The sequence below is a fragment of the Kocuria salina genome (assembly GCF_013368965.1).
In the GTDB taxonomy this organism is placed as follows: domain Bacteria; phylum Actinomycetota; class Actinomycetes; order Actinomycetales; family Micrococcaceae; genus Kocuria; species Kocuria rosea.
The window spans coordinates 66343-80110 of record NZ_SSSF01000008.1 but is presented as its reverse complement, the minus strand read 5'-3'; the positions used below and the strand labels follow the sequence as shown (position 1 = coordinate 80110).

General features: G+C 73.5%; 10 protein-coding genes. 6 read left to right on the top strand and 4 right to left on the bottom strand.

The genetic code is table 11. The annotated features are described in order from the left end of the window. The first annotated feature begins 11 nt into the window (after nucleotides 1–11). The 3 genes from E7Z53_RS15150 to E7Z53_RS15140 all read left to right on the top strand — a co-directional run bounded on the left by E7Z53_RS15150 (nucleotide 12) and on the right by E7Z53_RS15140 (nucleotide 3686). Entirely contained in the window at nucleotides 12–1010 is a 999-nt protein-coding gene (locus tag E7Z53_RS15150) for a TauD/TfdA family dioxygenase (RefSeq protein WP_176338129.1), read from the top strand. Beyond that, on the top strand, nucleotides 1007–2086 hold the full coding sequence (gene sbnB / locus E7Z53_RS15145; protein WP_052132900.1) for a 2,3-diaminopropionate biosynthesis protein SbnB: 1080 nt from the start codon (nucleotides 1007–1009) through the stop codon (nucleotides 2084–2086). The genes E7Z53_RS15150 and sbnB overlap by 4 nt, the downstream gene beginning before the upstream one ends. Nucleotides 2087–2273: 187 nt before the next feature. Then, nucleotides 2274–3686: an MFS transporter gene (locus E7Z53_RS15140; protein WP_176338128.1), complete on the top strand. Its 1413-nt coding sequence runs from the start codon at nucleotides 2274–2276 to the stop codon at nucleotides 3684–3686. Nucleotides 3687–3766: 80 nt separating this feature from the next. Here the strand turns inward: E7Z53_RS15140 and E7Z53_RS15135 are convergent, their stop codons facing one another. Continuing rightward, nucleotides 3767–5191: an NAD(P)H-quinone dehydrogenase gene (locus tag E7Z53_RS15135; protein ID WP_176338127.1), complete on the bottom strand. Its 1425-nt coding sequence runs from the start codon at nucleotides 5189–5191 to the stop codon at nucleotides 3767–3769. Between the two features lie 86 nt (nucleotides 5192–5277). Here E7Z53_RS15135 and E7Z53_RS15130 point away from each other — a divergent pair, with 86 nt between their 5' ends. Together E7Z53_RS15130 and E7Z53_RS15125 are read left to right on the top strand one after the other, a co-directional pair. Next, complete coding sequence (locus tag E7Z53_RS15130) at nucleotides 5278–6099, top strand: purine-nucleoside phosphorylase (RefSeq protein WP_176338126.1); 822 nt, start codon at nucleotides 5278–5280, stop codon at nucleotides 6097–6099. A 69-nt stretch (nucleotides 6100–6168) separates the two neighbouring features. After that, entirely contained in the window at nucleotides 6169–7938 is a 1770-nt protein-coding gene (locus E7Z53_RS15125) for a phospho-sugar mutase (RefSeq protein ID WP_176338125.1), read from the top strand. A 12-nt stretch (nucleotides 7939–7950) separates the two neighbouring features. Here the strand turns inward: E7Z53_RS15125 and E7Z53_RS15120 are convergent, their stop codons facing one another. From E7Z53_RS15120 to nirD, 3 genes are all read right to left on the bottom strand, one after another. Next, nucleotides 7951–9213 carry a heparan-alpha-glucosaminide N-acetyltransferase domain-containing protein gene (locus tag E7Z53_RS15120; RefSeq protein WP_176338124.1) on the bottom strand — a complete coding sequence of 421 codons (1263 nt, stop codon included), beginning with the start codon at nucleotides 9211–9213 and terminating at the stop codon, nucleotides 7951–7953. Nucleotides 9214–9416: 203 nt separating this feature from the next. Next, entirely contained in the window at nucleotides 9417–10454 is a 1038-nt protein-coding gene (locus tag E7Z53_RS15115; RefSeq protein ID WP_176338123.1) for a hypothetical protein, read from the bottom strand. A 48-nt stretch (nucleotides 10455–10502) separates the two neighbouring features. Beyond that, the gene (gene nirD, locus E7Z53_RS15110; protein WP_176338122.1) at nucleotides 10503–10904 is read right to left on the bottom strand and encodes a nitrite reductase small subunit NirD; all 402 of its coding nucleotides are present in this window, start codon (nucleotides 10902–10904) and stop codon (nucleotides 10503–10505) included. Between the two features lie 226 nt (nucleotides 10905–11130). Here nirD and nirB point away from each other — a divergent pair, with 226 nt between their 5' ends. Then, the gene (gene nirB, locus E7Z53_RS15105) at nucleotides 11131–13749 is read left to right on the top strand and encodes a nitrite reductase large subunit NirB (protein ID WP_176338121.1); all 2619 of its coding nucleotides are present in this window, start codon (nucleotides 11131–11133) and stop codon (nucleotides 13747–13749) included. Nucleotides 13750–13768 lie beyond the last annotated feature (19 nt).

The window sequence follows — 13768 nt, the reverse complement described above, 5'->3', positions numbered from 1 at the left end:
AAGGAACCACCATGTCCGCCACCTCCGCACCTCCGGAGCTCGACGTCGACGCGCGCCCGGGTGCGCCGGCCACCGCCCTGGTCTCTCCCCCGGGCAACCCGGTGTCCTGGGCCCAGCAGCACCGTGACGCACTGCGGGCGACCGTCGTCCGGCACGGGGCCGTCCTCGTGCGCGGCCTCGGGCTGTCCCACCCCGACCAGGTCGCCGCCGTCTTCCGGGCCGTCAGCCCGGAGCTGATGACCGACCGGGAGGCCTTCGCCGCCCGCAGTTCCTATGCGCCCGGCGTGTACTCCTCGGCCACCTGGCCGGCGAACCAGCCCATGTGCATGCACCACGAGCTGAGCTACACGCTCCACGCCCCCGGGCTGCTGCTCCTCGCCTGCCTCACCGCCCCGGCCGCCGGCGGCGTGACCGGTGTCGCGGACTCCCAGGCGGTGCTGCGCGCCCTTCCTGCGGACCTGGTCACGCGGTTCGAGCGCGACGGCTGGATGCTGATCCGCAACTACAACGACGAGATCGGCGCCTCCGTCGCGGACGCCTTCGGCACGGACGACCGCGCCGCGGTCGAACGCTACTGCGCGGAGAACCGGATCGAGCTCGAGTGGCAGCCCGACGGCGGCCTGCGCACGCGTCAGCGCCGCGCCGCGATCGTCCGTCACCCCGTCACCGGGGAGCGCTGCTGGTTCAACCAGGTCGCCTTCCTCAGCGAGTGGACGATCGACCCGGAGGTCCGCGAGTACCTCATGGACATGTACGAGGAGGACGGCCTCCCGTTCACGACGGCGTTCGGCAACGGCGACCCCATCGGCGAGGACGTCGTGGCCATGCTGAACGAGATCTACGAGTCGCACACGCTGCGCGAGCCGTGGCGCGCCGGCGACCTGATGCTCGTCGACAACGTCCGGACGGCGCACAGCCGCGAACCGTACGAGGGCGAGCGGGAGATCCTCGTCGCCATGAGCGACCCGGTGTCGCTCCAGGGCACGGCCTCGAAGGAGGAGGGACGATGACACTGACCAGCGGACCCGGCACGGACCACAGGCAGGACGCCCCCGGACGGCAGCCGACCATCCCGTCCTTCGCGGTCGTCTCCGGCGCGGAGGTCGACCAGGTGCTGCAGGGGCACCGGGCCGAGATCGTCGCGCTGGTGGAGGACACCTACCGGCTGCACGGCGCCGGACAGACGGTGAACCCGCCGTCGTACTTCCTGCGGTTCCCGGACCGCCCGACCGGACGGATCATCGCGCTGCCCGCCTCCCTGGGGGGACCCCGTGCCGTGGACGGCCTGAAGTGGATCTCCAGCTTCCCCACCAACGTGGAGTTCGGCATCCCGAGGGCCTCCGCCGTGCTGATCCTCAACGATCCGGACACCGGCTACCCTTTCGCCTGCCTGGAGAGCTCCATCATCAGCGCCTCCCGGACCGCCGCCTCCGCGGCCCTGGCCGCGGACTGGCTCAGCCGGGAGCGGGGGCGCCCCACGCGGGTGGGCTTCTTCGGCGTCGGGCTCATCGCCCGCTTCGTCCACGCGTTCCTGGCGGACACCGGGTGGGGCTTCGACGAGGTGGGGGTGTTCGACCTGCTGCCGGGCAGCTGCGAGGGCTTCCGCGGCTACCTCGAGCGCTCCGCGCCCGAGAGCACGGTCACCGTCCACGAGGACGCCGAGTCGTTGATCCGCTCGAGCGACCTGGTCGTGTTCGCGACCACGGCGGGAGAGCCGCACGTCACCGACCCGTCGTGGTTCGAGCACCACCCGCTCGTGCTCCACATCTCGCTGCGTGACCTCGGGCCCGAGGTCATCCTCGCCGCCACGAACATCGTCGACGACGTGGAGCACTGCCTCAAGGCCCAGACGTCCGTGCACCTGACCGAGCAGCTCACCGGCTCGCGGGACTTCCTCGCCGGCACGCTGTACGACGTCATGACCGGCACCGTGGAGGTGCCGGCGGACCGGACCGTGGTCTTCTCGCCGTTCGGCCTGGGCGTTCTCGACCTCGCGGTGGGCAAGCACGTCTACGACACGGTCGCCGGCACCGGCGGTCTGCACACCATCGACTCCTTCTTCCACGAGGTGCGTCGGTACGGGTGACGGCCGCCTCCCGGGTGTCGACCGGCCGGTCCGCCGGACCGGTCGACACCCGGGAGGGGCGTCGTCGTCGAGCGCGTCCCCGACCTCGTCGTCGTTCCAGGATGTGAGACGGGCCACCCGCTATACGGACAGCCGGGCGTACTATCGGGATCTTGTCCCCACCCACTGCTACGACCGAGGTTTCCCCATGTCCTCTCCGGTGACCGGGCAGGACGCCGCCGGCGCGTCCTCCCCCTCGCTCCCCCTGTCCGACCGCGTGCCCCGCAGCCGGGTGATCCTGGCCTCCCTCGTGGGCACCACGATCGAGTTCTACGACTTCTACGTCTACGCCACCGCGGCCGTGGCCGTGTTCCCCGCCCTGTTCTTCACGGGCGAGGACGAGACGGCCAAGCTGCTCGCCTCCATGGCGACCTTCGCCGCGGCCTTCGTGGCCCGCCCGATCGGCTCCGTGATCTTCGGGCACTTCGGCGACCGGATCGGCCGCAAGGCCACCCTGATCGGCGCCCTGCTGACCATGGGCGTCGCCACGTTCCTCATCGGCCTGCTGCCCACCTACTACTCGATCGGCATCTGGGCCCCGCTCATCCTGACGATCCTGCGCTTCTGCCAGGGCCTGGGCCTGGGCGGCGAGTGGTCCGGCGCGGCCCTGCTGGCCACCGAGTACGCCGAGGAGGGCAAGCGGGCGCGCGCCGCCATGTGGCCGCAGCTCGGCGCCCCGTTCGGCTTCATCCTGGCCAACGGCTTCTTCCTGGTGCTGACCGTGGTGATGGGCTTCGTCTCGGTCGCCGAGCAGGGCACCGACCACCCGTTCCTCACCTGGGGCTGGCGCGTGCCGTTCCTGGCGTCGGTGGTGATGGTCGTCGTCGGCCTGTACGTGCGGTTCAAGCTCGAGGAGACCCCGGTCTTCCAGAAGGCGCTGGACCAGGGCCAGAAGGTCCAGACCCCGCTCGTCGAGGCGTTCCGGGGCTCGTGGCTGCAGATGGTCCAGGGCACCTTCATCATGCTCGCCACCTACATGCTCTTCTACCTGATGACCGCGTGGATCCTCTCCTACGGCATCGGCAGCCCCGCCAACGGCGGCCTCGGCATCCCCTACCGGGACTTCCTGGTGCTGCAGCTGCTCGCCGTGCTGCTGTTCGCCGCCATGGTGCCCGTCTCCGGGTGGGTCGCGGACCGCTTCGGCCGGCGCAGCTCGCAGCTGGTCATCACCTCGGTGATCCTGCTCTTCGGGCTGAGCTTCGGCCTGCTCATGGACCCGGCCGCGGTCGGCACCGGTGCGGACGTCAGCACGGGCCGCGTGCTGTTCTTCCTCGTGGTCGGCATGACCCTGATGGGCCTGACCTTCGGCTCGATGTCGGCGATCCTGCCCGAGCTGTTCCCCACGAACGTGCGCTACACCGGCTCCGGCGTCGCGTACAACACGGCGTCGATCCTCGGTGCCGCCATCACCCCGTACGTGGCCGTCACCCTCAACGCGAGCTACGGCGTGGGCTCCGTCGGCCTCTACCTGGCCTTCGGCGCCGTGCTGACCCTCGTGGCCCTCTGGTTCTCCCCGGAGACCAAGGACGTCGACATGGAGAACGTCGTCACCCGCCGCTGAGCCGCTCCCGCCGGCACCGCACGCGCAACGGCCGCATCCCCCGCAGCGGGGGATGCGGCCGTTGTGCGTGCCGGCGGGGATCAGATGTGCACGTGCAGGCGCCGGGCCGCCTCCGAGATCGACCCGGTGAGGGACGGGTAGATCGTGAAGGTGTCGGCGAGGTCGTCGACGTGCAGCTTGTGGGTGACGGCCAGGGCGATCGGGAAGATCAGCTCGGACGCGCGGGGACCCACCACCACTCCCCCGATCACCGTGCCGGAGCCCTTGCGGGAGAAGATCTTCACGAACCCGTCCTCGACCGCCATCATCTTGGCGCGCGGGTTGGTGGAGAGCTTCAGCATGATGGTGTCGGCCTGGTAGGTGCCGTCCTCGATGGACTTCTCGCTCACGCCCACGGACGCGATCTCCGGCGACGTGAAGATGTTGGAGGCCACCAGGTGGGTGCGCAGCGGCTTGACGGCGTCGCCCATGAGGTGCGCCACGGCGATCCGGCCCTGCATCGCGGCCACCGAGGCGAGCGGGAGCACGCCCGTGCAGTCGCCCACGGCGTAGACGCCCGGCACGGTGGTGCGGGAGACGCCGTCCACCTTGATGTGCCCGGACTCGGCGCGGGCCACCCCGACCTCCTCGAGCCCGAGGTCGTCGGTGGCCGGGATCGCGCCGACCGCGACGAGGCAGTGCGAGCCGGCGATCTTGCGCCCGTCGGAGAGCGTGACGACCACCCCGTTCTCGCTGCGCTCCACCGAGTCGGCGCGGGAGCGGCTGAGCACGTTCATGCCGCGGCGCTCGAAGACGCTCTCGAGCACGGCCGCGGCGTCCTCGTCCTCGCCGGGCAGCACCTGGTCACGGGAGGAGACGAGCGTGACCTCGGCCCCGAGGCCCCGGTAGGCCGAGGCGAACTCCGCGCCGGTCACGCCGGAGCCCACCACGATCATGTGCTCGGGGACCTCGGTGAGGTGGTAGACCTGCTTCCAGTTGAAGATCCGCTCCCCGTCCGGCTTCGCGGACGGCAGCTCCCGGGGGTAGGCCCCGACGGCGAGCAGCACGGCCTGCGCGTCGAGGGTGTACTCCAGCCCGTCGTCGGTGGTGACCTGCACGCAGGTGGGGCTGAGCAGCCGGCCGGTGCCCGCGATCACGCGCACCCCCACCCGCTCGAGCCCGCGCTTGATGTCCCGGGACTGGGACGCCGCGAGGCGCAGGAGACGGGTGTTGACCTTCTCCAGGTCCACGGCGAGGTCGTTGATCTCGTCCCCGTCCTTGCTGCCCCCACGCACGTGCACCCCCAGGTCCGCGGCCTCGGCGAAGCGGGTCATCGCGTCGGCGGAGGCGATGAGCGTCTTGGACGGAACCACGTCCGTCAGCACCGCGGAGCCGCCCAGGCCCTGGCGCTCCACGATGGTCACATCCGCCCCGAGGCTGGCGGCGACCAGGGCGGCCTCGTAGCCGCCCGGACCGCCCCCGATGATGACGAGCTTCTGGATGGAGAATTCGCTGTGTGCAGTCACCCGGCCATTCTTGCAGGTGCCGCTCCGGCGGCGGAACCGGCCCGGCCGCACCGGACGGCTCGGGACCATGCGGTAGCTTGGGGCGGGTGGACACAGAGCACAGCGCTGACCGGGCCGACCCCTTCGAGCTCGCCCAGGAGGCCGCGGACGCCCTCCGCCGGGCCACCGGGGTCGACACGCACGAGATCGCCCTGACCCTCGGCTCCGGCTGGGGCCAGGCCGCCGATTTGATCGGCGAGACCGTCGCCGAGATCCCGGCCGCGGAGATCCCCGGCTTCACTCCGCCCGCCCTCGAGGGCCACGTGGGCACGCTGCGCTCCGTGCGCACCGCCGCGGGCCGGCACGCGCTGGTGATCGGCGCCCGCACCCACTACTACGAGGGCCGAGGCGTGCGCCCTGTGGTCCACGGCGTGCGCACCGCGGCCGCCGCCGGGGCGCACACCATGATCCTCACCAACGGCTGCGGCGGGCTGAACCCGTCCTGGGGCCCCGGCACCCCGGTGCTCATCAGCGACCACCTCAACCTCACGGGCCGGTCCCCGCTCGAGGGTGCCACGTTCGTGGACCTCACCGACCTGTACTCCCCGCGGCTGCGCGAGCTGGCCCGTGGGGTGGACCCCACTCTCGACGAGGGGGTCTACGCGCAGTTCCCCGGCCCGCACTACGAGACGCCGGCGGAGGTGCGGATGGCCGGGGTGCTCGGCGCCGACCTCGTCGGGATGTCCACCGCTCTGGAGGCCATCGCCGCCCGGCACGCCGGCATGGAGGTCTTCGGGATCTCCCTCGTGACCAACCAGGCCGCCGGGATCTCCGCGACCCCGCTCTCCCACGAGGAGGTCCTCGAGGCCGGCCGCGCCGCGGGCGCCCGGATCTCCGGACTGCTCGCCCGCATCGTCGCCCAGCTCTGACCGGCCCCGGGCCGGGACGGGTTCCCGGCCCGGCACCCCGACGCACCGGACGCCCCAGGAGGCCGCGCCATGACCACCGACCCCCGCACCGACCCGCAGCTCCTCGACGCCGCGCGCGCGTGGGGCGCCGCCGACCCGGACCCCGCCACCCGCGCCGAGCTCGAGGCCCTCGTCGAGGCGGCCGCCGCCGGTGACGCCGCCGCACGGGCGGAACTGGCCGACCGCTTCTCGGGCACCCTCCAGTTCGGCACCGCCGGGCTGCGGGCGGCCCTGGGCGCCGGGCCGATGCGGATGAACCGGGTGGTGGTGCTGCGCGCCGCGGCGGGGCTGGCCGCCCACGTCCTGGCCGTGCAGACCCCGGCGGACGGCGCGGCGGGCTCCGCCCGGCGCCCCCGTGCGGTGGTCGGCTACGACGCCCGGCACGGCTCCGAGGTCTTCGCCCGGGACACCGCCGCGGTGTTCACAGCCGCCGGCATCGAGACGCTGCTGCTGCCCGCGCCGCTGCCCACCCCCGTCCTGGCGTGGGCGGTGCGGGCCCTCGAGGCGGAGGTGGGCGTCATGGTCACCGCCAGCCACAACCCGCCGGCGGACAACGGCTACAAGGTCTACCTCGGCGGCCGGACCGTGGAGCCGGCGGCCCGCGGCTGCCAGATCGTGGCCCCGCACGACCGGATGATCGCCGAGCGGATCGCGGCCGTCGGCCCCGTCGAGGACATCCCCCGGGCGCAGGACGGGTGGACCGTCCTGCCCGCGAGCGTCGAGCAGGACTACCTCGACGCCGTGCTCCCCGCCGTGGTCCCCGCGTCCGCGGACGGGGAACGTCCCCTGCGGGTGGTCCTCACCCCGCTGCACGGGGTGGGCGGGCGCACGACGACGGAGGCCCTGCGGCGGGCCGGTCTCGCCGACGTGCACGTGGTCCCGGAGCAGGCGGAGCCGGACCCGGACTTCCCCACGGTCGCGTTCCCCAATCCCGAGGAGCCCGGCGCCCTGGACCTGGCCCTGGCCACCGCCCGCGCCGTGGGCGCGGACCTCGTCCTGGCCAACGACCCCGACGCGGACCGGGTGGCCGTGGCCGTCCCGGTGCCAGGGAACGGGACCCGCGCCGGGGGCACGGCGCAGGACTGGCGGATGCTGCGTGGCGACGAAGTGGGCGTGCTGCTCGGCCACGCCGCGGCGGCCCGGTGCGCGGGCCGCGAAGGCGCCGTGTTCGCGAACTCCATAGTCTCCTCCCGCCTGCTGGGGCGGATCGCCGCCGCGGCGGGGATCGCGCACCAGGAGACGCTGACCGGCTTCAAGTGGATCGCCCGCGTCCCGGGGCTCGCGTTCGGCTACGAGGAGGCGCTGGGCTACTGCGTGGCGCCGGAGGTGGTCCGGGACAAGGACGGGATCAGTGCGGCCGTGGCGGTGGCGGTGCTCGCCGACGAGCTGCGCGCGCAGGGCCGGACCCTGCTGGACGTGCTGGACGACCTCGCCCTGGCCCACGGGCTGTACGCGACCGACCAGCTGAGCATCCGGGTGGCGGACCTGAGCCGCATCCCGGTCATGGCGGCCGCCCTGCGGGACGCCCCGCCCGCGGCGCTGGGCGGCTCCGCGGTGGTCGAGGTCGCGGACCTCGCCGCCCCGGGGACAGGGCTGCCGCCCACCGAGGGCCTGCGCCTGCTCACCGCGGACGGCACCCGGGTGATCGTGCGCCCCTCCGGGACGGAGCCGAAGCTCAAGTGCTACCTCGAGGTGGTCGCCCCGGTGGCCGGCCGAGCCGCGCTGCCCGCAGCCCGGGACGAGGCGCAGGAGCGGCTCGGGCGGATCCGCGCCGAGCTCGAGGCCGCGCTGGGTCTCTGACGGTGCACGGGCTCAGGCGGCCGGCGGCCGCGCCCGGTCTTCGCCCCGGGCGAGGACCCGGCGCGAGACGGCCTTGGTCGACCGGGTGACCACCTTCTCCAGCGGGCCCTGGCCCAGGTATCGCTGCCAGAGGACGGCCACGAGCGCGAAGGCGACGATCTGTCCCCAGAACCACAGGCTGGGGGCGTCCCAGAACAGCTCCAGCCACATGACCAGCAGGTGGGCTACGTAGAGGGTGAAGGTCATGGCTCCCATGGCCGTCAGGGGCGTGAGCACTCTCCCCACCGCGCGCGGGAGCAGCAGGAAGACACCCAGCGTGAACACCGCGAGGCCCAGGCTCAGGAGCAGCGAGAACGGAGTGTTCGAGTGCGCGCCGGGCACGAGCAGCCACCACAGCGTGGTGGTCGGCAGCTCCGGGTCGGCCCCGAAGACCAGGATCTCGTCGATCTCCTCTTCGCTCATCCACGGCGTGGCCCCGGCGATGGCGTCGTAGCCGCCCAGACGCAGCGCGAGGTCGGAGGCGGCCCAGGTGACGGCGGCGAGCGCCGCCCCCACCGCGGCGAGGCCGGCCTGCACGCGGCGGTGCGCCAGGTTCATCCGGCCCAGGGCGATGCCGGCGCACACGAACGTCATCCACGGCAGGGCCGGATAGGAGCCCGTGAGGAACAGGTGGGCGGCGACGCCCCCGGGGTCCTGCGCGAGGTCCAGCAGACTGGGGTTGTCGTAGACGTGGGCCGGGAGGAAGCCCAGGGACCACTGCATGACGAAGGGCGAGATCAGCGCGAACAGACCGGCGCTCAGGAGCAGGTACCGGATCCTCAGGCCGAGGAAGGGGATGGCCAGCAGGAAGAACACCCCGTAGTAGATGAGGATGTTGTCCCACGGCAGCACCAGGAACCCCAGCAGGAAGCCGACCAGGGCGATGATCGCGGCACGGCAGACCTGCGCCCACCGGGAGGCGGTCCGCCTGCGCCCGGTGTGCGGGGTGCGCCCGCCCGTGGTGAAGGCCAGGCTCACCCCGGCCAGGGTCGCGAACAGGGCGGACGAGTGACCCGCGAACAGGGTCCAGGTCAGGGTCGGGTCCCCGGTGTCCTCGTGGAAGAGGGGAAGCGTGTGCACGGCGACCATGCCGAAGAGGGCGAACCCGCGGGCGGCGTCGACGCCGGTGAGCCGGCGGGTCGTCCGGGGGGCCCCGGCGGCGTTGCGCCCGGGTCCTTCCGTCGGGACACCGTTGGCGGTGGCCGTCCCGGCCGGCGGCGTGCGTTCTGCGGACATGCGGTTCCCCCACGGATCGATCGGTTCGGGCACCCGTGCCGGTCCCGGCCCCGTCCGCGCCCCCCGGCACGGCGCCCGGCGCGCGCCCGCCTGTCGTGGACGACGGGCTCGCGGCGCACTGGTGCACGTCTGAGCTTACTAGAGCAAACGCGGAGCGGGTCCCCGGCCCGAGAAAAACCCAGGACCCAGGGCGACGGGGCACGTCAGGACTGCTCCTGGGAGTCCTCCTCGGCCGCGTTCAGCGCGCGCTGGAGGATGCGGGCGTACGGCAGCCCGAAGTGGTCCACGCCGTCCCGGTAACGGATGCGGGCGCGCTCGAAGCCCTGCTCCTCGTACCAGTGGTGCCCGTCCCACGCCGCGGACAGGGCGTCGAACTCTGCCTGCGGGTCGGTCCCGTCGTCCTCCGTGCCCACGTCCCAGCGCAGGCGCAGCTCCTGCAGCTGCTCGGAGGTGGGCTCCGCGGAGGGCCGGTCCGGGGCCTGTCCGCCGCCCATCATGATCGCGCCGCCGCCCGGGACGAGGTCCACGTGGTCCGCCAGCAGCTCCTGGCTGATGAACTGGGCCCCGCCGGAGTACCCGGTCAGCCAGGTGCGGGAGCGGTCGATGTCGTAGTCGGGCTCGAGCCGCTCCTCGACGAGCGAGAGGAACCACTGCGCGTTGAGGTCCCGCTCCTCCCACCAGGTGATCTCCCCCGCACGATCGGGGGTCCGCGGGACCACCAGCAGCATGTTGTGCTCTCGTGCGACCTCCGCGAGGCAGGAGGCGGTGTACTGGGGGCTCTCGTACTCGAAGGCGCCGTCCCCGTGGAAGTGGTACACGACGCCCACCGGCCGGTCCCAGTCCAGGTCCTCGGCGAAGACGTGGTAGGAGCTGGTGATCCCGTCGTGCTCGTGCTCGAGCTGGAAGCGGTCCTCCCGCTCCTCCCCCGGGCCGAACACGCGCGCGTCCAGCACGGCCCCGTCCGTGGGCCCGCCGGGGCCGCGGGCCGTGACCCGGACGCCGTCGAGGCCGTAGCGGGCGCACGAGACCGTCTCGGGGGCCTCGGCCTCCGGGGTCTCCTCGTCCCGGCCGACCAGGAGGGCCACGGTCGTGACGAGCAGGAGCACCAGCGCCAGGGCGCCGGCCCCGAGCAGGCGCAGCCGCCGCCGGGCGCCCCGGGACGTCGCGCCGCGGTGGCGGTGCCGGTGCGGCAGCCAGGACCAGGGCCACCGGGGACCGCTCCGAGGGTGTTGTCGTGTCACCCGGTCATTTTACGAAGGAGTACCTGGGAGAACCCCGACGACGTGCCGTCAGCGGGGCAGCCCGACGAGCACCCGCCCGTCGCGCACCTCGGCCGGGTGCACCGGCAGGGCGGGGCCGTCCCCGGTGAGGCACCGCCCGGTCGCGAGGTCGTAGACCTCCTTGTGCAGCGGCGAGGCGACCGTGACGGCCGAGCCGCGGGAGCCGAGGATGCCGCGCGCCATGACGCAGGCCCCGGTGCGGGGATCGCGGTGGTCGGCCGCGAGCACCGTGGTGGCGTCCACCCGGTACAGCGCCACCTGGCGGCCCGCCACCCGGGCGGCCTCGCCCCACAGGGGCTCGAGGTCCGTCAGGGCGCACACGTCGTGCCACTCGGTGCCGGCGGAAGGGCTCGCCGCGTCCACCGTGGTCGTGGTCGTAGTCGCGGTCGTGGTCGGGGTGAGGGTCGTCATGAGGGGCCTCCTGCGGCTCGGCGGAACGTCGTGCTCGACGTTAGGCGGGGTGGATGACGGGCGCGCTCCGGAGCCGTTTCGCCCCGGTCAAAGCCCGCTCACACGGAGCCGGGGCCCCGGTGAGGGAAGCGAAAAGCGACCGGAACGGCGGGGCAACGGCGGGGCAATCCCGTCTCCCTAGAGTCGGAGCAACGCCCCAGCCGCCCGCCAGCTCCCGGAGGTCCCCGTGCCGCGCTCCCCCTTCTCCCCGCAGTCCCCCCAGCACGTCGTCGTGGTCGGCGGCGGCCCCGCCGCCCACCGCTTCGCGGAGGCGGTGCTGTCCGCGGAGGACCACCACGTGCGCCTCACCGTGTTCGCCGACGAGCCGTGGGTCCCCTACGACCGCGTCCAGCTGTCCAAGGCGCTGACGGGCCCCGCGGGCGCGGTCGACCTCACGCTGGGCGGGGGCACGGTGTGGCAGGACCCGCGGGTGGACCTGCGCCAGGGCGTGAAGGCCCGGGAGATCGACCCCGCGGCCCGCACGGTCGCCGCGGCGGACGGGACCGTGACCGGCTACGACGAGCTCGTCCTGGCCACCGGCTCCGACGCCGCGCGCCTGGACGTCCCCGGCGCCCACCACGCCTTCGTCTACCGCACCCTCGACGACGTCGCGGCCATCCGCGCCGAGGTCGAGCGGCTGCGCGCCCGCTACGGGCGCACCCCGCGCGGCGTGGTCATCGGCGGCGGTCTGCTGGGCCTCGAGGCCGCGGGCGGGCTCCAGGAGCTCGGCGCGGAGGCCACGGTGGTGCACTCCCGCAAGTGGCTGATGAACGCGCAGCTCGACGAGGGCGCCGGCCGCTCCCTCAACGCCCTCATCACCGCGCGCGGCGTGCGCCTGCACCTGGGCGAGCGCCCCTCCGGCGTGGGGCTGCGCCAGTCCGACGGCGAGGTGTGCGCCGTCGAGTTCCGGGACTCCGCCGACCTCGAGGCGGACCTGGTCATCGTGGCCACCGGCATCCGGGCCCGGGACCGGCTGGCCTTCAACGCGGGCGTCGCGACGGCTCCGCGCGGCGGCGTGGTCATCGACGAGGCCTGCCGCACCTCCGCGGAGCACGTGTGGGCGATCGGCGAGGTCGCCTCCTGGAACGGGGAGTGCCTGGGGCTCGTGGCCCCCGCGAACACCATGGCGGAGATCGTCGCCGACCGGCTGGCCGGCGGGCGCTCCACGTTCGACGGCTTCGACACCGCGACCAAGCTCAAGCTCTCCGGCGTGGACGTGGCGTCCTTCGGCGACGCCTACGGCGAGACCGAGGACTGCCTCGAGGTCGTCTACGCGGACCCCGCCCGCGGGATGTACCAGAAGGTCGTGGTCACCCAGGACGCGCGGACCCTGCTGGGCGGGGTGTTCGTGGGGGACGCCGAGCCGTACAACGCCCTGCGCCCGCTGCTGGGCCGGGAGCTGCCCGGCGAGCCCGGCGCCTACCTCTCCGCCTCCGGTGTGGACGCCCCCGCCGGGGACCTGCCCGACGACGCCGTCATCTGCTCCTGCAACAACGTCACCACCGGGGCCGTGCGGAAGCAGATCTCCTGCGGCGTGCACGAGATCGGCGAGCTCAAGAAGTGCTCCCGGGCCGGCACGCAGTGCGGGTCCTGCGTCCCGATGCTCAAGAAGACCCTGGACCTGGAGCTGGCGAAGGCCGGCGTGGAGGTCTCCAGGGCGCTGTGCGAGCACTTCGAGCTCTCCCGCGCCGAGCTCTTCGAGGCCGTGCGCGCCCTGGACCTGTCCTCCTGGGACGAGGTGGTGGCCCGCTTCGGCACGGGCCTGGGCTGCGACATCTGCAAGCCCGTGGTCGCCTCCGTGCTCGCCTCCCAGCGGGACGAGTACGTGCTCGACTCCGGCCGGGGCGCCCTGCAGGACACCAACGACCGGGCCCTGGCCAACATGCAGAAGGACGGCACGTACTCCGTGGTCCCGCGCGTGCCGGCCGGGGAGATCACCCCGGAGAAGCTCATCGTGCTCGGCGAGGTGGCCCGGAAGTACGGGCTCTACACCAAGATCACCGGGGCCCTGCGCGTGGACATGTTCGGGGCCCGGCTCGAGCAGCTGCCGGAGATCTGGCGGGAGCTCGTGGACGCCGGCTTCGAGTCCGGGCAGGCCTACGGCAAGGCGCTGCGCAACGTGAAGTCCTGCGTGGGCTCCACGTGGTGCCGCTACGGGGTGCAGGACTCCGTGGGCATGGCCGTGCGGCTGGAGCTGCGCTACCGGGGGCTGCGCTCCCCCCACAAGTTCAAGATGGGCGTCTCGGGCTGCGCCCGCGAGTGCGCCGAGGCCCGCGGCAAGGACGTGGGCATCATCTCCACGACCGACGGCTGGAACCTCTACACCGGCGGCAACGGCGGCGCGAACCCCGCCCACGCCCAGCTGCTGGCCCAGGGCCTGGACGACGAGACCCTGGTCCGGTACATCGACCGGTACCTCATGTACTACATCCGCACCGCGGACCGGATGCAGCGCACGGCCCGGTGGCAGGAGGAGCTCGACGGCGGGATCGACCACGCGCGCGCCGTCGTCGTCGAGGACTCCCTGGGCATCGGCGAGGAGCTCGAGGCCGCGATGGCCCGGCACGTGGACCGCTACGAGGACGAGTGGGCCGCCACGCTGAAGGACCCCGAGCGGCTGCGCCGCTTCCGCTCCTTCGTCAACGACGCCGCCCCGGACGACTCCCAGGACTACGTGCTCGAGCGCGGTCAGCGCCGCCCCGCGACCGACGCCGAGCGCGCCGCCGCCGAGGCCGGCGACGGCCCCGTGCTGCTGACCGGTCCGCGGATCCCGGTGCGCGAGGGCGCCGCGGCCCCCGGGATCTGACGCGGCCCCGGACCGCCGA